The sequence below is a fragment of the Salmonella enterica subsp. diarizonae genome, assembly GCF_008692785.1.
GTDB classification, from domain to species: Bacteria; Pseudomonadota; Gammaproteobacteria; order Enterobacterales; family Enterobacteriaceae; genus Salmonella; species Salmonella diarizonae.
Window position 1 is genome coordinate 270,492 of record NZ_VXJV01000002.1, and the last position, 22,366, is coordinate 292,857.

The 22,366-nt window shown below is 49.9% G+C and carries 21 protein-coding genes and 1 pseudogene; 11 read left to right on the forward strand and 11 right to left on the reverse strand.

Features of this window, described 5'->3' with window-relative positions; all coding sequences use genetic code 11:
• Positions 1-49: 49 nt before the first annotated feature.
• A pseudogene (locus F4V72_RS05295) lies at positions 50-295 on the forward strand (YnfC family lipoprotein); the annotation flags it as partial.
• Between the two features lie 40 nt (positions 296-335).
• Here F4V72_RS05295 and speG read toward each other — a convergent pair.
• Positions 336-896 carry a spermidine N1-acetyltransferase gene (gene speG, locus F4V72_RS05300; protein ID WP_023248391.1) on the reverse strand — a complete coding sequence of 187 codons (561 nt, stop codon included), beginning with the start codon at positions 894-896 and terminating at the stop codon, positions 336-338.
• Positions 897-931: 35 nt separating this feature from the next.
• Entirely contained in the window at positions 932-1,273 is a 342-nt protein-coding gene (locus tag F4V72_RS05305) for a DUF1283 family protein (protein WP_023248390.1), read from the reverse strand.
• Between the two features lie 155 nt (positions 1,274-1,428).
• Between F4V72_RS05305 and F4V72_RS05310 the strand changes: the two genes are divergently transcribed.
• The 5 genes from F4V72_RS05310 to F4V72_RS05330 all read left to right on the forward strand — a co-directional run bounded on the left by F4V72_RS05310 (position 1,429) and on the right by F4V72_RS05330 (position 7,744).
• On the forward strand, positions 1,429-1,755 hold the full coding sequence (locus tag F4V72_RS05310; protein ID WP_000921382.1) for a YnfA family protein: 327 nt from the start codon (positions 1,429-1,431) through the stop codon (positions 1,753-1,755).
• Between the two features lie 119 nt (positions 1,756-1,874).
• Positions 1,875-3,089, forward strand: coding sequence for a starvation-sensing protein RspA (gene rspA, locus F4V72_RS05315; RefSeq protein ID WP_063390424.1), 1,215 nt, complete (start codon positions 1,875-1,877; stop codon positions 3,087-3,089).
• 47 nt (positions 3,090-3,136) lie between these two features.
• On the forward strand, positions 3,137-4,540 hold the full coding sequence (uxaC, locus tag F4V72_RS05320) for a glucuronate isomerase (RefSeq protein WP_114048790.1): 1,404 nt from the start codon (positions 3,137-3,139) through the stop codon (positions 4,538-4,540).
• 26 nt (positions 4,541-4,566) lie between these two features.
• Complete coding sequence (locus tag F4V72_RS05325; protein ID WP_023248387.1) at positions 4,567-6,108, forward strand: MFS transporter; 1,542 nt, start codon at positions 4,567-4,569, stop codon at positions 6,106-6,108.
• Positions 6,109-6,277: 169 nt separating this feature from the next.
• Complete coding sequence (locus F4V72_RS05330; protein WP_070803532.1) at positions 6,278-7,744, forward strand: mannitol dehydrogenase family protein; 1,467 nt, start codon at positions 6,278-6,280, stop codon at positions 7,742-7,744.
• A gap of 66 nt (positions 7,745-7,810) precedes the next feature.
• On the opposite strand, the gene ydfZ is transcribed toward F4V72_RS05330, so the two are convergent.
• The 3 genes from ydfZ to ydfG form a co-directional block, all read right to left on the reverse strand.
• Positions 7,811-8,014 carry a putative selenium delivery protein YdfZ gene (ydfZ, locus tag F4V72_RS05335; RefSeq protein ID WP_000989267.1) on the reverse strand — a complete coding sequence of 68 codons (204 nt, stop codon included), beginning with the start codon at positions 8,012-8,014 and terminating at the stop codon, positions 7,811-7,813.
• A gap of 181 nt (positions 8,015-8,195) precedes the next feature.
• Entirely contained in the window at positions 8,196-8,882 is a 687-nt protein-coding gene (locus F4V72_RS05340; RefSeq protein ID WP_023248385.1) for a GntR family transcriptional regulator, read from the reverse strand.
• Between the two features lie 130 nt (positions 8,883-9,012).
• On the reverse strand, positions 9,013-9,759 hold the full coding sequence (ydfG, locus tag F4V72_RS05345; protein WP_023248384.1) for a bifunctional NADP-dependent 3-hydroxy acid dehydrogenase/3-hydroxypropionate dehydrogenase YdfG: 747 nt from the start codon (positions 9,757-9,759) through the stop codon (positions 9,013-9,015).
• 137 nt (positions 9,760-9,896) lie between these two features.
• Between ydfG and dcp the strand changes: the two genes are divergently transcribed.
• Together dcp and F4V72_RS05360 are read left to right on the forward strand one after the other, a co-directional pair.
• Positions 9,897-11,939: a peptidyl-dipeptidase Dcp gene (gene dcp, locus F4V72_RS05350; protein WP_136058264.1), complete on the forward strand. Its 2,043-nt coding sequence runs from the start codon at positions 9,897-9,899 to the stop codon at positions 11,937-11,939.
• A 343-nt stretch (positions 11,940-12,282) separates the two neighbouring features.
• Positions 12,283-12,465, forward strand: a complete 183-nt coding sequence (locus F4V72_RS05360) for a general stress protein (RefSeq protein WP_000807641.1) — start codon at positions 12,283-12,285, stop codon at positions 12,463-12,465.
• A 123-nt stretch (positions 12,466-12,588) separates the two neighbouring features.
• Here F4V72_RS05360 and F4V72_RS05365 read toward each other — a convergent pair whose 3' ends face one another.
• Positions 12,589-13,116 carry a 2-oxo-tetronate isomerase gene (locus F4V72_RS05365; protein ID WP_053510174.1) on the reverse strand — a complete coding sequence of 176 codons (528 nt, stop codon included), beginning with the start codon at positions 13,114-13,116 and terminating at the stop codon, positions 12,589-12,591.
• Positions 13,117-13,542: 426 nt separating this feature from the next.
• Here F4V72_RS05365 and F4V72_RS05370 point away from each other — a divergent pair, with 426 nt between their 5' ends.
• Positions 13,543-13,935 carry a YdeI family stress tolerance OB fold protein gene (locus tag F4V72_RS05370; RefSeq protein WP_023248381.1) on the forward strand — a complete coding sequence of 131 codons (393 nt, stop codon included), beginning with the start codon at positions 13,543-13,545 and terminating at the stop codon, positions 13,933-13,935.
• Between the two features lie 223 nt (positions 13,936-14,158).
• Here F4V72_RS05370 and F4V72_RS24720 read toward each other — a convergent pair whose 3' ends face one another.
• The 3 genes from F4V72_RS24720 to ydeE form a co-directional block, all read right to left on the reverse strand.
• Positions 14,159-14,284, reverse strand: a complete 126-nt coding sequence (locus F4V72_RS24720) for a hypothetical protein (protein ID WP_418895914.1) — start codon at positions 14,282-14,284, stop codon at positions 14,159-14,161.
• Complete coding sequence (gene mgtS / locus F4V72_RS05375; RefSeq protein ID WP_000901531.1) at positions 14,284-14,379, reverse strand: protein MgtS; 96 nt, start codon at positions 14,377-14,379, stop codon at positions 14,284-14,286. Before mgtS ends, F4V72_RS24720 begins: the two co-directional genes overlap by 1 nt.
• 248 nt (positions 14,380-14,627) lie before the next feature.
• Positions 14,628-15,815 carry an efflux MFS transporter YdeE gene (gene ydeE, locus F4V72_RS05380; protein ID WP_136058265.1) on the reverse strand — a complete coding sequence of 396 codons (1,188 nt, stop codon included), beginning with the start codon at positions 15,813-15,815 and terminating at the stop codon, positions 14,628-14,630.
• 226 nt (positions 15,816-16,041) lie between these two features.
• Here ydeE and eamA point away from each other — a divergent pair, with 226 nt between their 5' ends.
• Entirely contained in the window at positions 16,042-16,944 is a 903-nt protein-coding gene (gene eamA / locus F4V72_RS05385; protein ID WP_136058266.1) for an O-acetylserine/cysteine exporter, read from the forward strand.
• A 67-nt stretch (positions 16,945-17,011) separates the two neighbouring features.
• On the opposite strand, the gene F4V72_RS05390 is transcribed toward eamA, so the two are convergent.
• Positions 17,012-20,968 (reverse strand): autotransporter outer membrane beta-barrel domain-containing protein, encoded by a 3,957-nt coding sequence (locus F4V72_RS05390; protein ID WP_232081668.1) that lies wholly within the window; start codon positions 20,966-20,968, stop codon positions 17,012-17,014.
• Positions 20,969-21,439: 471 nt separating this feature from the next.
• Between F4V72_RS05390 and F4V72_RS05395 the strand changes: the two genes are divergently transcribed.
• Positions 21,440-22,051, forward strand: a complete 612-nt coding sequence (locus tag F4V72_RS05395; protein ID WP_023247490.1) for a LuxR family transcriptional regulator — start codon at positions 21,440-21,442, stop codon at positions 22,049-22,051.
• Between the two features lie 96 nt (positions 22,052-22,147).
• Here the strand turns inward: F4V72_RS05395 and marB are convergent, their stop codons facing one another.
• Entirely contained in the window at positions 22,148-22,363 is a 216-nt protein-coding gene (gene marB / locus F4V72_RS05400) for a multiple antibiotic resistance protein MarB (protein ID WP_023247491.1), read from the reverse strand.
• Between the last annotated feature and the right edge of the window lie 3 nt (positions 22,364-22,366).

Consider the following 22,366-nt stretch of genomic DNA (forward strand, 5'->3'; position numbering starts at 1 on the left):
TAAGGTAAACCCAAAGCAGGCAACCCGGTGAGACAGTTTTTCTGTCTCACCGGGTGCTTTTGTCTCATATAAAACGCTATCTGTGACGGCAAAACCCTCCGCGGCCTCCCGTAAAAAGCTGGATTATACGGCAGTAAGCTGGGTGGATGATCGGCAGGCCGGCAACGTCAGACAGAGCAGCGAATATGATGCCAACGCTAATCCCGTTGACTGCCGGCTTGTTATCGTCGATGAGAGCGTTAAGCCGACAGTGTCCCACCATCACACAATTAAAAACCGTATCGATTACTATTAAACTGGGTGTTGTGCGACTCTCCGTGACTACCGCGCCGCGTTTATTGCGCGGTGGGTTTCAGGAGCGTAGTACCGGACGTTTTATGTTCATCCAGATACTGCTGCTGGAAGATACACATGCGGATGGTGTTACGGTATTCGCCGTTAATAAAGAACTCATGTATCAGCTCACCCTCTACTCTAAACCCGAGTTTACGGTAGATGTGAATAGCCTTTTCATTCTCTTTATCGACGATCAAATACAATTTATAGAGATTGAGTACGGTAAATCCGTAATCCATCGCCAGTTTGGCCGCGCGTGACGCCAGACCTTTCCCCTGGTACTCCGGCGAAATAATAATCTGAAATTCAGCCCGACGATGCACATGGTTAATTTCAACCAATTCCACCAGCCCGGCGTTTTTGCCGTCGCATTCGACGACAAAGCGCCGCTCGCTTTGATCGTGGATGTGTTTGTCATAGAGATCCGACAGTTCGACAAAAGCCTCATACGGCTCTTCAAACCAGTACCGCATGACGCTGGCATTGTTATCAAGCTGGTGGACAAATCGTAAATCTTCCCGCTCAAGCGGGCGCAGTCTAACGTTGTAGTCGCTTGTCATACTGTATCCTTACACTTCTTTTTCGTTATCCTGCATCAGGGCGTAATAACGCGACCTGTACGACGATCCAGACACCGCAGAGTATTGGGTTCCCAATAGGCGTTGATGTTGGCGCTCTGCTCGCATTTATCGCGGCTATCAAAGGCGGCATCGGCTTTGTCCCACTCTTTTTCTGCGCGGGTATTCACTTTCTGACGCAGACTGCGAGTGTCGTTCCATTGTTCCTTTTCCATCGCCGCTTCCTGACGACTTTGTGCGCTATCTCCCGATTCAATCACCAGTTTACTGGTTTCAGCGAATGCGGAAGTGGTATACACAACGGCAGCCAGCGTAAGCATTGCCGTCAGGCACAGGCGTTTGCTCAGCGTATTGTTCATCACAATATCCTTTCATAAGAGGGGAAAAAAGCGGTAAAACACCTTTAAATTCTACACCAATCCTTATGCCTGGCATATACACAAGAATGACGGGATAACCGTGTAGCGATATTCTGTCGTATTATCACTTATCTTTTCGTAATCAAATGAATCTCATGCTAAAGACGACGCTGCTTTTCTTTGTCACCGCGCTCTGTGAAATCATAGGGTGTTTTCTTCCCTGGCTATGGATTAAGCGTGGCGCCAGCGTGTGGTGGCTTCTGCCCGCCGCGGCATCACTCGCGTTATTTGTCTGGCTTTTGACCTTGCATCCGGCTGCGAGTGGGCGGGTTTATGCGGCTTACGGTGGGGTATATGTCTGTACTGCGCTCCTTTGGCTACGCGTTGTCGATGGCGTCCGGCTCACGGTTTATGACTGGTGCGGCGCGCTGATCGCGCTGTGCGGCATGCTGATTATCGTCGTCGGATGGGGACGTACTTAACGTTGCCGCGACCAGAACATTTTGTGATCTGGTATCGCTTTTTTGATAAATATACTTGTATGGTAGTAGCTCAGTTGGGTAAATTTTCTGCATCCCATAATGCGATGTAAGGAATAAAAATGAAGATTGTAGGGGCTGAAGTCTTTGTTACGTGTCCTGGACGTAACTTCGTCACTTTAAAGATAACCACAGAAGACGGGATCACCGGTCTGGGGGATGCCACCCTGAACGGACGCGAGCTCTCGGTGGCCTCGTACCTTACCGATCACCTGTGCCCGCAACTGATTGGACGGGATGCTCACCGCATCGAAGATATCTGGCAATTCTTCTACAAAGGCGCGTACTGGCGTCGCGGGCCTGTCACCATGTCAGCCATCTCCGCCGTGGACATGGCGCTATGGGATATTAAAGCCAAAGCCGCCAATATGCCGCTGTACCAGTTGCTTGGCGGCGCCTCTCGTGAAGGCGTTATGGTGTATTGCCATACTACAGGCCACACCATCGATGATGTGCTGGAAGATTATGCGCGTCATAAAGAGCTGGGATTTAAAGCTATCCGCGTGCAGTGCGGCGTTCCGGGGATGAAAACTACCTACGGTATGGCGAAAAGCAAGGGGCTGGCTTATGAGCCTGCGACAAAAGGGCAATGGCCGGAAGAGCAACTGTGGTCAACGGAAAAGTATCTCGATTTTACGCCAAAGCTGTTTGACGCCGTGCGTAATACGTTTGGTTTTAATGAACATCTTCTGCACGATATGCACCATCGGCTGACACCCATTGAGGCTGCCCGCTTTGGCAAACGTATTGAAGACTATCGTTTGTTCTGGATGGAAGATCCGACGCCGGCTGAAAACCAGGCGTGCTTCCGCCTGATCCGCCAGCATACGGTCACGCCGATTGCCGTAGGCGAAGTCTTTAACAGTATCTGGGATTGCAAACAGCTCATTGAAGAGCAATTAATTGACTATATCCGCACCACGATTACCCATGCCGGTGGCATTACCGGGATGCGCCGTATCGCCGATTTCGCCTCGCTCTATCAGGTGCGTACCGGTTCGCACGGGCCGTCCGATCTGTCGCCGGTTTGCATGGCCGCTGCATTACATTTTGATTTGTGGGTGCCCAACTTCGGCGTGCAGGAGTTTATGGGCTACTCCGAGCCGATGCTGGAGGTCTTCCCGCATAACTGGACGTTCGAAGGGGGCTATATGCATCCGGGCGACAAGCCAGGGTTGGGTATTGAGTTCGATGAAAAACTGGCGGAGAAATATCCCTACGATCCAGCCTGTTTGCCGGTGGCCCGCCTGGAAGACGGCACGTTATGGAACTGGTAATTATATCATCGACCTGAAATAAATTTTATATTAACGAGAGAAATAATATGGACTTCATTACCGGTCGTTTCATGATCGATAGTGAAGTCGGTGTTCGGTTATATAAAGAAGTTGCCGCAAAATTACCGATCATCGACTATCACTGTCATCTTGACGCAAAAGAAATTTACGAAAATAAAAAATTCGATAATATCACCCAATTATGGCTAGCGGGCGATCACTATAAATGGCGCGCTATGCGCGCGAACGGTATTGCCGAGCGCTATATTACCGGAGACGCTACGCCAGAAGAGAAATTTAAAGCTTATGCTGAAACGGTTGAAGCGGCATTTGGTAATCCGCTTTATCACTGGACACATTTAGAATTAAATAAATATTTCTCCTGTAACGAAATGCTGGACAGTGATAACTGGCAAGAGATAATGAATCATTGTAATCAGCTTATTGGTGGAGAAGATTTTAAACCCCGTAGCCTGATTACGCGCTCCAACGTTGAAGTCATTTGTACTACCGATGCGCCGCTGGATACGCTGGAATATCATCGCCTGCTGCAACAGGGCCCGACCTTTACCACACGGGTGCTGCCGACCTTTCGCCCTGACGATATTTTTGCCGAAGGACAGGTGCTTGCTACCTTTATTGATAGGCTGGCGCAGGTGACGGGGCGTGATATTCATACCTACGCCGACTTTACCGCCGCGATGGCCGAACGTATTGATTTCTTCCACGAAGTAGGCTGCCGTATCTCCGACCACGGCCCGGTAGCCGTTGAGTATCAACCTGCCGATGCGCTGACTGTTGCATCGCTGTTTGCTCAGAAGCGACGCGGTGGCGAGCTCACCGACGGCGAGACGGCACAGCTTAACAGCGCCATGTTTGTCATGCTGGGGCGGGAGTACAAAAAACGCGGCTGGGCAATGCAAATTCACTTCGGCGCGCTCCGCAACAATAACAGAAAAATGTGTGAACAGTTGGGAATCAATACCGGCTTTGATTCCATCACCGACCAGAACAATCTGGCGGCGGGCCTTAACCGTTTGCTGGATGCGATGCTGCAGAACAACGGGTTGCCTAAAACCATCCTCTATAACCTGAATGGTAGTTATAACGACATTGTCGCCACGATAATTGCTAATTTCCAGTCCGGCGAGGACGGCGTGAAGTCGCCTATGCAGTTTGGTTCCGGTTGGTGGTTTAACGATACTCGCCGTGGTATGGAAAAGCAGTTAAATAGTCTGGCCGATCAGGGGTTATTAATGCACTTCGTCGGTATGCTGACGGATTCACGCAGCCTGGTTTCTTATCCGCGTCATGATTATTTCCGCCGCATCCTTTGTAATTTGATTGGTGGCTGGGTTGAGCGTGGTGAAATCCCTGATAATAAGCGGATCTTGACACGGATGGTTAAAAATATATGTCACGATAATGCAGTTAATTATTTCAGATTCTAACGTCCTTCCTTAAATGAGGGTAGAACATGTCTCGTACTAATAAAAAAATAACCATTCCGGTCAGTATTGGCTATGGCTTAACAGATATCATGGGGGGCGGCGCGTTTACCGTCATTGGTGCCTGGCTTTTATTCTTTTACACCACCTTCGTCGGTTTGTCACCAGTCGAAGCAGCATCCATTGTCGCCATCGCCCGTATTGTGGATGCGGTCGTCAGCCTGTTTATGGGCAGCTTTACTGACCATTTCTATAAAAACCCGTTGGGCAAACGCTTTGGTCGCCGCCGCTTCTTCTTATTAGCCGGTGCGCCGCTGATGCTGGTGTATATCCTGCTGTGGGTCACAGGCATGAGCTTCTGGTTCTATCTGGCTGTCTATCTGGCTTTCGAAGTGATTGCCGCGATGGTGCTCATTCCATGGGAAACGCTGCCGTCAGAAATGACTAAGGACTTTAACTCTCGTACTAAATTATCAACCTGTCGTATGTTCCTGTCGGCATCCGGGACTTTCCTGGCGACCTTTATTCCGGGCCTGTTAATCAGCTATTTTGGTGAACACGATCCGCATGCGTACTTTATTAATGGCGTCGTCTTTGCAGTGCTGTTTATGTTCTGCGTGTTTATTTCCTGGAAGGTGACTTGGGAGCGCGAACTGACGCCGGAGATGCTCGTCGAGCTGGAAAACACTCGTCAACCCACGTCCTTTATGGCGAAGGTTGTGGCGACCGGGAAACTGTTTAAAGAGTACTACTCCACTCTGAAGGTGCGCGCGTTCCGTAAACATCTGGCGATTTATCTGTTCTCCTTTACCGCGAAAGATGTTTATAACACCGTTTTCGTTTTCTTTTGTGTTTACTGCCTGAACGTGCCGTCTTCGCTTTCAGGAACCCTGCTGTCGATGAGCATTGTCGGCCTGCCGGTCACGCTGTTAGCCGGTGTCGCGATCATTAAATTTGGTCCGTCGCGTCTGTATGTATTTGCTTATACCCTGATGATATTGTGTCTGGCCGGATTGTTTATGGTTTACCACTTCCCGACCGACAATAACGTCACCATTCTGCTGGTACTGGCTGCGCTGTACCAGGTGGGGCGTTGTGTTCTGGAGTTCACGCCGTGGAATGTGTTCCCGTTCATTCCGGACATTGATGAAATGATCACCCGCCAGCGTCGTGAAGGGCTGTTCGCGGCGGTGATGACTTTCTCACGCAAAACGACGGTGGCGATTGCAACCTTTATCGTGGGCGTTATGTTGCAGGAAGGCGGATTTGTGAAGGGGAGCCAGATCCAGCCGGAGAGCGCCGTAAACACCATCGCAATCCTGCTGTTTGTTGGTACTGCTGGGCTGCTGCTGATTGCACTGTGGCAGGCGGTAACATTTCACCTCAACAAGCGTACTCACAAGGTTTTTGTCGACGAGGTCGATCGTCTGAAAGCGCACGGTTCAAAACAGGACGTCACCCCGGAGACGCGCCGTGTGGTGGAAGACCTGACCGGTTACGCTTATGAAAATCTGTGGAATGAACCGCAAAAAGCGGAATCCAGGCTTTATCGACCGGCACAAGTGAACTAACAACCTGACGTGACGGCATAAACAACGGTCGCCGACTTTTGTTTATGCTGTTACACAGCCTGAAAATAATGTCACACCAATTTTGCATATATTAATGCAAATCAGAATCTTTCGTGTTGAACTCGTTAATCAGGTATGGCAATCACCATTCTCTACAGTGAGTCAAAAGATGCAGAATAAACTATTAACCGCTAAGGCAACTCTCCCGACCTACGATCGCAGCACATTGGTGCCGCGCATTGTCCATCTCGGTTTTGGTGCGTTTCATCGCGCGCATCAGGGCGTTTATACAGATATTCTGGCCGCGGAGCATCATAGCGACTGGGGCTATTATGAGGTTAACCTTATTGGCGGCGAACAGCAGATTGCCGATCTAAAGCAGCAGGATAACCTCTATACCGTGGCGGAGATGTCGGCTGATGCCTGGACGGCGCGTGTGGTGGGCGTCGTCAAAGCGGCGTTGCATGTACAGGTTGATGGCCTGGAACGTGTGCTGGCGGCGATGTGTGAACCGCAGATAGCGATTGTGTCTTTGACCATTACCGAGAAAGGGTATTGTCATTCGCCAGCCACGGGCCAGCTTCTGCTGGAGCATCCCATGATTGCCGCCGACCTGCGAAATCCGCATCAACCGGTAACGGCGCCGGGTATTATTGTCGAAGCGTTAGCGCGTCGTAAAGCTGCAGGCTTACCGGCATTTACCGTGATGTCCTGCGATAACATGCCGGAAAACGGGCAACTGACGCGTCATGTGGTGACGGCTTACGCCAGGGCGGTGGATGAGGAACTGGCGATATGGATCGAGCAAAATGTGACATTTCCGTCAACGATGGTTGACCGGATTGTCCCTGCGGTCACGCCGGAGACGCTGGATAAAATGGCGCATTTGACCGGTGTGCGCGATCCGGCGGGCGTTGCCTGCGAACCGTTTCGTCAGTGGGTGATAGAAGATACGTTTGTGGCCGGTCGTCCGCGATGGGAGAGTGCGGGCGCGACGCTGGTCGCCGACGTGATTCCGTTTGAAGAGATGAAACTGCGAATGCTTAACGGCAGTCATTCTTTCCTGGCTTATCTGGGGTATCTTGCCGGCTATCTGCATATTAATGATTGTATGGCTGACGATAACTATCGTTTGACCGCGCAGGCGTTAATGTTACGCGAGCAGGTGCCAACGCTGAAAGTCCAGGGGGTAGATTTACAGCGTTATGCCGATCAGTTGATTGCGCGTTACCGTAATCCGGCGCTGCGTCATCGTACCTGGCAGATAGCGATGGATGGCAGCCAGAAACTTCCGCAGCGTATGCTGGACTCCGTTCGCTGGCATCTTGCTAATCATAGCGATTTTGATTTGCTGGCGCTGGGCGTGGCGGGGTGGATGCGTTACGTTGGCGGCGTGGATGAGCAGGGCAAGGCGATCGACGTCAGCGATCCGCTATTGCCGGTTATTCAGCGTGCCGTGGCAAACAGTGAAGAAGGCGCAAGTCGTGTTGAGGCGCTGCTGGGAATGGCAGAAATTTTCGGCAACGATTTACCGCAGGCGGCGCGGTTTACGCAAAAAGTGCAAGAAGCCTATGACAGGTTACTGACATATGGAGCGAAAGCGAGCGTGGCGAAATATGCCGAACGGTTGAAATAGCGCAACAGGTACCCGGTAGCATTATGCTACCGGGAAAGCCGGGGCGGATCTTAGCGGCCAGTGGTATCAGTTCATGCCAAGACGAATCAGTTCGACTGGCGCGAATTTACCTTCACAGCCTTCGACAATCACCGTTTTGCCGCGGCGAATTTGTCCAGCATCCAGACCTTCGCTCTCAATGGCTTTGATAATCCCGGTATGGCCCGTGCCGCTTATCATGACCCGGCTACCGGTAGTGATTGCGTTACGGTTACGATCGTATGTCATCATGGTGTTTTCTCCTTTCAAACTTACTGCCAAAGCCCGTGGGTTTCCCCACATGACGGGCGACATATAAATACGCTTATCGTTGCGGATTTTTTTTGTTTTTGATCAAGCTCACGGCTTTTTAAGCAGGAATGTGCAGGGTGAGAGAGCGGAGAAGGAGTCTCACCCCGAAGTTAAAGGGGGGTTAGTCTTCGCTAAACCAGGCGCTGTTTTCCTGACGGATAAGCTGGACGGATTCGCTAATTTCCTGCAAATGCAGAGTCATTGCGCTCTCAACCGCATTGCCGTCGCGTTTTTCCAGCGCGGAGAAAATATCATGGTGCTGGCGCAACAACATCTCCGGCGGAGAAACATGATCCAGACTCATATAGCGAACCCGGTCAATCGTGGCTTTGATATTTTCAATGGTATCCCACGCTAACTGGCAATCGGCGATCTGCGCCAGCTTTTGGTGGAAATCGTCATCAAGCTGGAAAAAATCATCAATCTGTTTGTGCTCGATGGCAATGTGTTGCAGGTGCAGGTTTTGCGCCAGTTGATAGCACTGGTTGTCGGTGATCATCGACGCCGCACGGCGGACCACCGCGCATTCGATAGCTTGCCGTACAAAGCAGCCATTCTGTACCTGAGAAAGCGAAATCTTATTCACATAACTACCGCGCTGAGGGCGGATCTGAATCAACCCATTCTCCGCCAGCTTTATAAAAGCCTCGCGTACCGGCTGACGCGAAACGTTAAAACGGGTTGAGACCTCTTTTTCTGATAGCGGCGTGCCAGGCGGGATCAGACAATGCACGATATCACGTCGAAGAATACGGTAAATTTGCTGGTTGACAGGCTGTGTAGGGGTAAGCTGCGTTTCAACGGTCATTCATTCTTACTTTTTTAGGCGGTTGACCCGGATACTCTATCACTTTTCCGTTGTGGTCCATACCGATCATGTTTCTGGTTGCAGATACGTTTGCCATGGATTACCCGGCCTGTAGACCGGGTATAACCCCTTAGCTACGGTGGACGCTGAGTCCTGCGAAGGATTGGGTAACGGGCATCATTTCAACGGTATTAATATTCACATGCGCGGGGAGTGTGGCCACCCACCATACCGCTTCGGTAATATCTTCCGGCGTGAGGGCGGTGGTATTTTCGTAGGTTTTACCCGCTTTTTCATCGTCGCCTTTGAAACGCACGCTGGAAAACTCGGTACCGCCAACCAGACCCGGTTCAATGTCGGTCACGCGAACCGCCGTACCGTGTAAGTCCGTGCGCAAATTCAGGCTAAACTGACGCACAAAGGCTTTCGTCGCGCCATAGACGTTGCCACCGGCATAAGGCCAACTACCGGCGGTCGAACCGATGTTAATGATATGACCGCGGTTACGCTCGACCATTCCCGGCAGCACGGCGCGGGTCATATAAATTAAGCCTTTATTATTGGTATCGATCATAGTTTCCCAGTCTTCCACGCTGGCCTTATGCGCCGGTTCAAGACCCAGCGCCAGGCCGGCGTTATTGACCAGCACATCAATATCGCGCCACTGCGCGGGCAGAGAGGCCATCATCTCTTCAATGGCCGCGCGGTTGCGCACGTCCAGTTGGGCGGTCAATACGTTATCGCCAAGCTCATCTTTTAGCGCTTGCAGGCGTTCATGACGACGTCCCGTGGCAATGACTTTATGTCCATTTTCAACAAAACGGCGTGCAATGCACTCGCCAAACCCTGCGGTTGCTCCAGTTACTAAAACGATCATCACACTGTTCCTCAACGCTTTTTGTGTTGTATTACCATAGCACGCGGCGTTTATGAAAGGGTAATCCTGGTTAACACGATTGCGGTCAGCATAGGGGAAGCTTACTCTTATGATCAACCTATTTTCAGGAGTGAAGAATGTCGACGAATCCTTTTTTAGACCAGAGTATGTTGCCCTATCAGGCGCCGCGTTTTGATCGGATCAAAGATTGCCATTATCGTCCTGCTTTTGATGAGGGCGTGCGACAAAAACGCGTGGAAATCGCGGCCATCGTCAATCATCCGGCGGCCCCTGACTTTACGAATACGCTTCTGGCGCTGGAGCAAAGCGGGGCGTTACTGTCACGCGTCACCAGCGTTTTTTTCGCGATGACCGCCGCGCACACTAACGATGAACTCCAGCGGTTAGATGAGGCGTTTTCTGCCGAACTGGCGGCGCTCTCCAACGATATTTATCTGAATAGCGCGTTATTCGCTCGCGTGGATGCCGTCTGGCAGCAGCGTCATTCACTGGGGCTGGATGATGAATCGCTACGGCTGGTCGACGTTATCCACCAGCGTTTTGTGTTGGCAGGCGCGCAGCTTGCCGAAGAGGATAAAGCGCGACTGAAAGTATTGAATACCGAATCCGCGACCTTAATGAGCCAGTTTAATCAGCGCCTGCTGGCGGCAAGTAAAGCGGGCGGGCTGGCGGTAGATGATGCGTATTGCCTGGAAGGATTAAGCCCGGAAGATATTGCCGTCGCTGCCGATGCGGCGCGTGAAAAAGGCCTCGAGAATCGCTGGTTCATTCCGCTCCTTAATACGACGCAACAGCCTGCGCTTGCTGCGCTGCGCGATCGCCAGACCCGCGAAAATTTATTCACAGCGTCATGGACTCGGGCGGAAAAAGGGGATGCCCACGACACCCGCGCGATCGTTCAGCGTCTGGTAGAGATTCGTCGCTGTCAGGCTACACTGCTGGGGTTCCCCAATTATGCCGCATGGAAAATCGCCGATCAGATGGCGAAAACTCCGCAAGCCGCGCTGAACTTTATACGTGGTATTGTGCCGCCAGCGCGTCAGCGTGTGTTCAATGAACAGGCGGAAATTCAGCACGTCATTGATGATGAGCAGGGCGGTTACACCGTTCAGGCCTGGGACTGGATGTTCTATGCCGAACAGGTGCGGCGGGAAAAATATGCGTTGGATGAAGCGCAACTGAAGCCCTATTTTGCCTTAAATACGGTGTTGCAAGAGGGGGTTTTCTGGACCGCCAACCAGCTATTCGGCATCACCTTCGTCGAGCGTTTTGACATTCCGGTGTACCATCCTGATGTTCGGGTGTGGGAGATTTTCGATTCCGATGGCGTCGGTATGGCGTTATTTTATGGCGACTTCTTCGCGCGGGACTCGAAAAGTGGCGGCGCGTGGATGGGGAATTTTGTAGAGCAATCCACCCTCAACGAAACCCGGCCTGTTATATACAATGTATGTAACTATCAGAAACCTGTCGATGGGCAGCCTGCATTACTGCTTTGGGACGACGTTATTACGCTCTTCCATGAGTTTGGTCATACGTTACACGGTTTGTTTGCCGTGCAGCGTTATGCCACGCTTTCAGGGACTAACACGCCCCGTGACTTTGTCGAGTTTCCCTCCCAGATTAATGAGCATTGGGCGAGTCATCCGCGTGTATTCGAACGTTATGCGCGTCATGTCGACAGCGGTGAAAAAATGCCTGCTGATTTACAGGAAAGAATGCGCAAGGCGAGTTTATTTAATAAAGGTTACGATATGACTGAATTGCTCGGCGCCGCATTGCTGGATATGCACTGGCATATGCTGGAGGAGAGCGTAGCGGAGCAGTCTGTCGCTGATTTCGAGCAGCAGGCGCTGACCGCTGAGCATCTTGATTTACCGGCAGTGCCGCCCCGCTATCGCAGCAGTTACTTTGCCCATATCTTCGGCGGCGGATACGCAGCGGGATACTACGCCTATCTGTGGACGCAAATGTTAGCGGATGACGGTTATCAATGGTTTGTAGAGCAGGGCGGCCTGACGCGTGAAAACGGGCAGCGTTTTCGTGATGACATCCTTTCCCGGGGGAATAGTACTGATTTAGAAACGCTTTATTCAGCCTGGCGTGGACATGAGCCGCATATTGATCCCATGTTGCAATATCGCGGACTCGATCACTAAGCTGATACGGTTGTTCGGCATTGTCGAACAACCGCCTGAAAATGAATCCTACACTCCTGACGACAGCCAATTAAATTTATGGGGGCAAATTGTCTGAATATAAAGAGGACGTGCATTCGGATTTTTCTACTTATTTTTCCGTGGTGGATTGATTGCCAAAGATTTATTACCGCTTCGCTATTAACATTTTTAAAAATATATTTTCCGGCAAGCGGTGGTATTATGTAAATAATGCAGAAATGAATTTGACACTGCGCGCAGGGCGACTAAATTTAGAACTGTATCACATGATATGAGAAGACATATCATATTTAAAACGCAACATCATCATGAGGATTATATTATGGCAGAACATCGCGGCGGTTCCGGTAACTTTGCAGAAGATAAAGAGAAAGCCTCAGAAGCAGGTCGTAAAGGCGGCCAGCATAGTGGTGGGAACTTTAAAAACGATCCACAGCGTGCATCTGAAGCGGGTAAAAAAGGTGGGCAGAATAGCCACAGTGGCGGACGTAAATCCGACAATTAATTTTACTCCTGATATCTTGTAAATATATTCTGAAATATTGCGTAGACAATGCGGGCCTAAGGCTCGCATTTTTTTATTTATTCTGACCGTGAGTTATTCTGGCCGGTCAGGTGCAATTATTCTTTATGCTTTCTTTGTTAACAGAAAGAGCAATTCAGCGAGGGCAAATCGTACACATTTTTCTAATACTTCCTGACAATCTCCGCTAAAATGTTGTCGGCTTGTAAAAGTTATGTTGTTAATGTTCCAGGCAAACCAAACGGTTCCCGCCGGAGTGCCATCTTCGCCGCCTTCCGGACCGCCATAGCCACTGATCGCCATACTGATATCGACCTCAGCCTGATCTTTAGCTCCCTGAGCCATTTCAATGACGACCGCTTCGCTGACGGCGGTATGTTCGGCAAGACTGCGGCGTTGTACGCGTAAGATTTTTGCTTTGGCTTCATCAGTAAAAGTGACATAACCTACACCGTAAAAAGAGGGCGTATCTTCCGCTGCGCACAATGCTGAAGCCAGTTTCCCGCCGGTGCAGGATTCTGCAGTGGTCAGACGGAGTTTTTGGTTAACCAGTAAATCACCGAGTTTTTTTGTCAGGCTATCGACGGATTCGGCTTCATCAAGGGGGGCAATATCGTGCTGATCTAATCTCATCGTTTATTTTTCCGTTACAGAGACAAAAGAAACCTGTTCGTTCTTCTCAAGTATGGCATATTTACTTTGTGACATTGTCAGCGAGTGATCATTTTATCCAGTCACCAGCAAACCAGCCTCTCCATAACATGCTTACTTTTCTACGGTGATAAATGTCATTGAGTATGCGTAAAATCATTATCTTCAAAAAATAAAGCCGATTATTCTGAATTGTCATCCAGACATTGAAGTATACTACCCCAGCTATGTGGCCAACTCTATATTTCGCCGTTGCGTTTTAGCGTTAACCCGCGTTGATATTTGTTGTGTATTAACCCGGGTGGGTTGATTTTGTTACTTAATATTCTGTTGGTAAATTCATGTTTGTAAAAATTAAAAATAGCGACCAGACTTAATACGTCAAATGGACGTTATTAAGGAGAGAGCATGAAACTACAGGTGGCTGCATTTTTAAGTTTTCTGATAATGCCTTATGCGCTAGCGGATGATCAAGGGGGATTAAAAAAAGACGTGGCACCGCCGCCGCCTCATGCTATTGAGGATGGTTATCGCGGTACGGACGATGCAGAAAAAATGACCATCGAACAGGCAAAAACCCTGCATGATGGCGCGACCGTTTCGCTGCGCGGCAACCTTATTGATCATAAAGGCGATGATCGCTATGTGTTCCGCGATAAATCCGGCGAGATTAACGTGATAATCCCTTCCGCTGTATTTGATGGGCGGGAAGTTCAGCCGGATCAAATGATCAACATAAACGGTAGTCTGGACAAGAAAGCGAAGGAATCGCTTGTTCGCGTGAACCGGCTGCAAAAGTAACGCGCGCTAACCGGCAATCTCCAGGTCAGTTATGCAGGGGACGCGGCTGGCCTGATACGATGGGCCTTGTAAAATGCGCCAGGGGGACAAAAGGTTTCATAATGTCTTATTCAGGCCTGGTTACGTATTGTTTAACCTTCATTGATATTGACGGTGCTACAGTCATTAGCGATCCGTTATCCTCGCAAGAATTTGCCCGGTAGCGTATAAACAAAACACAAATCTATCCATGCAAGCATTTACCGCTGGTGAACCGGCGGTTTTTTTTTGCCCGAAATCCAGACAAAATCGGCCCCTTGTGCAGCGATGCAGCAAGGGGCCGGCTCTGTGAGGGATTATCTCCGTTCATTAATCATCCCATTTGTGACTGAACCAGGCGGCCAGAAATCCGGAAAATAAAATAATTCCTAATACAACGATAAAAAGGTTGATACTGCCTAACATCTCGTTTCTCCTTATTTTTGCGTGCATCCTCTTTTCTAAAAAAACCTCGTAGTGACTATAGTACTAATTTATACTTAAACAAAGTCTGAATTACTTATTTATTTTACTGGAAGGGTAAAGTATTAGAATATTTTCGTCAGCGCCCAGGAATATTCCTGAATTACTGCATTAATAGCAGATAATTAGCCTGCAATATATAGGGGTAACCAGGTGCGCCAGAAACTGCGCACATCATCGGTTGCAGATAATTAACAGGCGATAGCCTGTTGCGTAGGGGTAATCCGCATTCCTTTTAACATCAGCGACCAGGCGAATACAATCGCGATGATCAGGACAACGAAAAGCGACCAGGCGGGAAGCGTCGTCAGGATCACGCCGCTGGCCAGCGGGTTTACTGCCGCACCCAGCCAGCCCAGCGATTGCGCTGAAAAATAGCTGGCTTTCATGCCGGCAGGTGCAATGTTGTCAATCAACATATATTCGCCAGGGGCATAAATAATTTCGCCAATCGTGAATATCGCCGCTGAAAGCCCCCAAAAAAGCAGATTGTCGCCTGAAAAAATAAATCCGATGAGCCCGGCGATAAAAAAGACGGTGCCTGTCGTCATCATCGGTCGAATATTGACGGCGGTAAGTCGGCGGCCCACGGCGTATTGCAAACTGACCACAATAACCGCATTAACCGGCAGGACGACGGCTACCACTTTTTCCGCGAAACCACTATCGGCAACGACCATAACGTACTGTGAAATACAGGACGCAAATGCGCCTCCTACAAAGGAGGCCAGAAATGCCGAAAACGTAAACCACAATAATGCTTTGTCGCGCAGCAGAACGGAGGGAGACCAGATTGCGGCGTTTTTTCCCTCGCTGGCGGCAACCGATCGTGTAACCCATACCTGAATAAAAACCAGCGGGAATGCGGAACAGATGGCGGCAAGCCAGAAGGGTAAATTGATGCTTTGCATGACCAGCAGCGTGCCGAGCGGTGGGCCAATCGTCCAGCCGATATTGAGTACGGTATAGTTGAGCGAAAAAATCCGCGTTTTTGTCGTGGCGGTGAGGTTATCGGCGAACCAGGCTTTCAGGACGGTAGAAAAAACCGAATAGGCACAGTTAATGAGCGCAAAAAGCAGGACAACCAGTACGACATTATGCACCATTGGGATGACGATAAATCCGCAGGCGAAGGCGATGATCGCAAGTAGCATGTAGCGCTTTTTATCAAACTTATCCGCCAGAATCCCAAATCCAAGACTAAAGACGACGCCGATTGTTAACGCGCTGGTCAACGCGTAACCAATCAGATCCACGCCCAAACCGTACTGGCGGTTAAGATAGATGGTCATAAAGGGGAGTGTGGCGCCGCGTCCAATCGTCAATAACAGCGATGAGGCGAGTAAAGCCAGCGTTGAACGTCTCAATCCTGAATTCATTTTTCCTGCCTGAAATGGAGGTTACGTTTCGGGGCGTTTTAATCTCCGTGCCCGCAAAAGCATGATGTCTATGCGCTACAGTACAGTCTTAACATACCATAGCGCAGGATTTTGCCCACCGTGTGTTGTTCAATGCCCTGCTCGTGGTAAAAAGAAAAGTTCTGTTATGGTGCACTGATTTTCGATAACTTACCTCTTTACAAAATTTTAATAATGACAGAGGCCGATGATGTCGCGAAAAGACGGGTTTTTGGCGTTACTGGTGGTTGTCGCATGGGGGCTAAATTTTGTTGTCATCAAAGTAGGTCTGCACCATATGCCGCCATTATTGCTGGCAGGATTACGGTTTTTATTGGTGGCGTTTCCGGCAATTTTCTTTGTTGCCCGGCCTAAAGTCCCGCTTGCGCTGTTGCTGGGCTATGGGCTGACGATAAGCTTTGGGCAGTTCGCCTTTCTCTTTTGCGCGATTAAGTTTGGTATGCCCGCAGGACTGGCGTCGTTGGTATTACAGGCGCAGGCCTTTTTTACCATGGCATTGGGGGCGTTTGTTTTTGGCGAGCGGTTCCAACGTAAGCAGTTGGTGGGGATTACCCTGGCGATTATTGGCGTACTGGTATTGATTGAAGCCAGTCTGAACGGACAGCATATAGCGATGTCGGGATTTATGCTGACTCTGGCGGCGGCATTTAGCTGGGCCTGCGGCAATATTTTTAATAAAAAAATTATGCAACATAGCCCGCGTCCGGCGGTGATGTCGCTGGTGGTCTGGAGCGCGCTGATCCCGATCCTGCCGTTCCTGCTGTCGTCGCTGCTACTGGAAGGGGCGGATCACATTACGCAAAGCCTTATTACCATTGATATGACGACGATATTGTCGCTGCTTTACCTGGCTTTTGTCGCCACTATCCTTGGCTACGGCATCTGGGGCGCGTTACTGGGACGCTATGAGACCTGGCGCGTGGCGCCGTTATCATTGCTGGTGCCGGTAGTCGGGCTGGCGAGCGCCGCGGTATTACTCGGAGAAACGTTGACCGCAATGCAACTTGCAGGCGCAGTACTGATTATGGCTGGACTCTATATCAATGTGTTTGGATTTCGTGTGCGCCGTACTGCGTGCGTCAGGGGATGAGGTATTGGCATCATATTGATACAAAAGCCCGATGAACTGGCGTCATCGGGCTTATTGCGGTTGGCTATCAGAAACTAAGCTGCCAGATGGCGTTAATCATCTGATCGGTATTATGACTGGAAGTATTGACGCTATAGCCCAGTCCCCAGCGCATGTCGCCTTTCTGTAATTTTACACCGATCTGCCCTGCAAATGTGGTCTTATCAATGAAGTTGGCGCTAATTCCATCGCTGGCGTGAATGCCGACGGCGCTGACTTTCGTCGCGGATTGCGTATCGCCGATGTTGGTAATGACGGCGAAATCCGCCTGCGTTGATAATCCCCATCCGGCATCCAGATCAAACGTCTTATTCAGTTTGACGCCGACCGGGAACTGCCAGATATCCAGCGTCTCTTCCTGGGTAGTAAATACCGCCTCCCGATGTGTATTTTTGGTGGTAAAACCTTTCGTTTTTAACTGGTTATAACGCACGCCCGCGTGGGGGAGAATATCTATCGCTTGCGTACTGATCAGGTACTCACCGGTGATGCCTGCGGTGATAAGCTGCGAGTCTGGCGAGCCTTTCAGCGTACTGCCCGCATTCATCCAACCAGGAATTTTTTGTTCGATATCATTACTGCTGGCGTTATACCCGATATCGCCCGTCACGTTGACGCGTCCGTTATTCCAGTTCTGATAAAGAGAAATGCCCCAGAAATCCATGGCGTTATGCGTTGAGTTAAAATCTCCCCGGGAGTCCGCGTTACCGTGTCCGGCATGGAGGGCCGCGCCGGTACGCCATTTCCCGCTGTCACTTTCCAGCGTGGCGTCGGCGCCAAGCATCAGGCCGTAATAATCGCTGTCATAGCCGTAATCCATATTTCCGGCGGAGAAATCACGCGCCCGTTGGTTGCCATATAAAGCCTGAACCCAAACGGCATCCTCCCGTTGCAACGTGCGGTTTGCTAATGACGTTCTGTCTTGAATTGCTTGTGACGCTGCCAGACCGGCTGCCAGCGTACTGGCCTGTACGCCGCCAGCGATGGCGAGCTGCGCTGCGCTATTTACGGTTTTGACCACTTCATGGACGCTGGCCTGCGGATCATCGACCGCCTGGGACAAGAAACGTATGCCCGCCCAGGGACTGGTCAGCGAGTTGGCTCCACTGTTAATCATCTGATCCAGCATATGTACAGGCACGACGCCAGGCAGGATGTCTTCCGCTTTTTTAGCGAGGGTTGACACGATGACCGAGCCGTCGTGCTCCATCGTCGTGGCATTCAGCAGTTTATTCAGGATGAGGCGTTCATTTTGCCAGCCCGATCCCGCCAGTTCGACATCACTAAACCCTTTAGCAATAGTGTAAGTCTGGTTAGCGACGGCGTCTTTAACATACAGCATCGCCGTATCTGCCACTTTTAACGTGCCGCTGGAGGCGGTTAAAGCCGCATTACCGCCTGACGTGCTGTCGCGATTGACCATCAGCAGAGAGCGTTCGCCAAATTCGGCCTGGTTGAACGTCGCGTCATAGTCACCGGCGCCGCTGTGTAACGCGCCGTCAACGCGCAGACCGCCTTGTGTCGGGTTCAGGTACTGGGCGCGTTCGATGGCCAACGCTGCCGTGATGCCGTCAGGCGACCAGCGTAATCCGCTGTCGGCAAAATCAGTCTCAGCCGTGTAGGTATCCTTATCGCCAAGTACCAGCAGCGCATTTTGTCCTACCGTGAGGCGTCCATTCACGGTCTCACCGTTCAGTGCCACCCGGGATGTGTCCTTTAGAGCAGGATTTGCTTGCCACTGCGGATCGATAAACATCCTGGCACCCTGTAAATCAACGTTATCTGCGCGTAATAGCCCGGCGTTTTCTGCATTACCTACTGTGATTAGCGTATCGGAATGGGCGTTCAGAGTGTTAGCCTGCAGCGTGCCGTTAACCGATAACTCCCCGCGGCCTGCAAGCGTGACGTTGGTATGTAAAGCCGCGTTATGCAGGATAGTAATCTGACCTGCGCTGGTAACGCCTGAACCGCTTTCATCCTCGATGGTATGATCGCCGGCGACAATATTCAGCGCGCCAGTTTCGCCAACGTTGACGGCCCCTTGTAAAACGTTCACCGTATCGCCGACCACAATCGCGCCGAGGTTTAGCGCGCCGTTTTCCACATTGACCGTTACGCTGGCGTCAGGCTGCCCGGCCATATCGATAAGCTGTGTACCGGAAGCGCCGGTGAGCGTTAATGCCTTACCGCCAACGATGGAAACCACCGCGTTGCCAACGCCGCCTAAAGATAATTTCGCTGCGCCGAAGCTGTTCTCAACGGCCTGCTCGTCATCAGATGCGGGGGTAGCGCTGCCGATCCTTAACTGGTTTTTATCCGCCGTCACTTCCACTTTCGCCAGAACGGCGCCCGTGGTTGCCGCATCGTCGAGCGTGGCGGTACCGGTGGCAATATTGTTATCAAGCAGTGTACCCATCATCACCAGTCGGCTACCGGTTTGATCGCCAAGCAGCGTGTTGATCGATTTCAGATATTCCAGCTCATAAGTCTCATCGGTTAACGCCAGCGTGCTGTTATTCAGCGTCAGGCGAGCGCCGGTCTGCGTAAATAGTACGGCTGCCTCATCGTCATGCTGGAAGAGTTGCGCGGAGTGGGTCTCTAACAGACTGTGATTAGTCAGCGCCAGAGACGCGGATTCACGCAGCGCCAGCGTATCAGCGATAAGTCTCGCCTGATTAAATACCAACTGCCCTTGAGAAAGGTTGACCGGGGTGATGAGCGTGCCATCATTTATCTGTAAACGGGCGCCGACGTTATCGTCATTGAAGCCGCCGCTGAGTGATGTTGTACCGCTTACATTAAGGTTGCTGAAGTGGCTAAATTTATCGCCCTGAAATTGATGAAGACTTTCACCCAGAGTCAGAGTACTGTTGTCGCTTCCGTACAGATGCCCACCGATGACGGTATTGTCCAGATAGACATCAGCGCGCGTGACAGTACCGTTATTTAAAATCACATCGCCAGTGATGTCGCTATTATCCAGATACACGCTAACGTCGCCGCTGACCGCGCTGGCGTCAATCGAACCAGACAGTCCTGAACCGGTCATGACCAGGCTCGCACTGGCGGCTTTTTTCATTACAACATCGCCGTTCAACTGACTGCCCGCCATGGTCGTTGCGATAGTATTGCTGGCGGTCAGCAGGGTATCGCCGTCAATAGTCGCACGATCAAGCGCCAGTTGAGTGGTTAAGCCGCTGGTAATATTAATGGCGTTAGCCGTGGTTGTGGCGGAAATATGGCTCCCGTCTCGCAGGTCAACGCTGTTATGCCCGCCTGAACTGTCCATATTTAATGCGCCAATCAGACGACTGTTTTCTTCCAGCGTGACGGTATTTGTGTGATTTTTATGATTAGTGCTGGTGATTGAGATCGCGCTTGCCGTTTTACTGATGGCATCGCGGGTATCTACCAGAGCATTTTTTAAAATAATCGCGTTATCATTATTTGCCCCGGAGATCAGGATATTCCCTTTTTTAATTTCACTGTCGGTCAAGGCGATTTGATGAATGCCTGCGCCTCCGGTGATCACACTGCCGTTTAGCGTACTGTTATTGACTATATCAACGAGATGATCGCCGCCATCGGTATAGGAAAGATAAACTGCCATACCTTTGGCATAATTTTTACTGTAGTTTGGTTTTTTTTCCGTACGGTCATAATCGGTTTCGGCATTTGCGCCGTTAAGCGTTGAATTATCAACGAGCACATGAATATTGGTTTTACTTCCACCAGCCTCCAGCCAGTCGACGGTCGCATGATTAACCAGAGCGATAGTTGCGGAACCTTCTTTACTGGCATTGATATAATAGCCGCTTAAATTCGCGCCATCGACCAGCAGACTTTGATTGTCGCTCGTTTTACGGATAGCGCTGCCTCCGCCAAAATAAATATTCTGCGCTTTAGCAAGAGTATTGATGGCGGCTTCCTGAGTGGGTTGCACAAAATACCAGGCGGTAGGTAAAGGCGTTATAGGGGAAGTCATGGTAAATTCGGCTAAACCGCAGGTGCCGACCTGGTTGTATTCACCACAAGCAGAGAAAGTGGGAGGCACGTATAATGCCAGACCGCCTCCCAGTATCAGGCTTATACATGTTGCTATGTGTGACGGGCGGAGATTATTTTCCATAATAGTATCCTTCCGAATGCGATAAGTGACCGCAATGTTTTCAATTAATAATGAGTGTTTACTTCTTGTTACGTTTTGAAATGTATCAGAGCGCCTGTTTTAGCGATATAGGAAGGCTTAACGCGAGTTAAGAAAAGTCTTATTCACTGGCTAATGACTTGTTATTATAGGGATATATTTTTAATTAAATTCTAAATTGTGCGCTTTCGCACAAAATGAGACAAATGTGATAAGAACTTTCTTATCATTGCAGCGTTTTTCTGAATTGCTCTGAATTTAATTTATGCGTCAGAATTATGAAATAAACCATGATAAAGGTAAGGAATAGTGATTATTGTCATCACCACATGTGAATACTTTAAAAAAGGATTTGGTTATATCGTTGATGATATCCGGAGGGAGTACTGTTCATTTACTGAGGTCGTCTATGCTAAGCACATTGGATGTGTAAATAAGCAAACCCTGCAAAGGGTGAAAGCGATTATTGTTGATTATGGTCAGGCAGATATACATTTGCTAAGCTCGCTGTTTGAATTTAAAACCCATCACCCTGATAGCTATATTATTCTCATTACGCGAGATACTTGCTATGAGAGTACTATTGATAACATTCTTATTAATGCGTTATCCGATTTTAGCGTGGATTGTAAGGATGCGCTGAAGAAAATTAGCGGATTCCTCGCGAATTATGGAGAGGCTAAACATAATAGAGTGATTACTAAAAACAGCAATCTTTATTGCCTTGAAAAACAGGTGAATCTATCGAAAAAAGAGGTGAACGTACTGCCTTTTATTATGACAGGCAAAAAAAACAAAGAGATATCGCGGCATCTTGATCTAAGCGAAAAGACGATTTGCCACTATCGGCGCAGTATCTACAAGAAATTTCAGGTCAATAATCTGGCAGGTCTTTATTATAAGATTGAAGATAAATGCTAATTTCACTGGCTTCAGACCACGCCGCGAAGCGATAACGGCGGACTCGTCATAGCCAGAAGGTACTCAAAAAATGCCCCGTTAAACGGGGCAAATAGGTTAAAGGCGTTGGTCGTTATAATAGGGCACGCCTAATTCATCTGACTTATCGCTGTTCACGCTCACGGGGTGAAGGTCATTTGGCGGAACGCCCACGGAGGGCAGAAGCATCACATCACAGCTATTTTGTGCCACAGGTAACAGTGTTTGTTCTGCGATGCCATATCCGGAGGCGATAAGTAACAGACCCGGCAGGACGGGAAACAGTATTTTCATGGT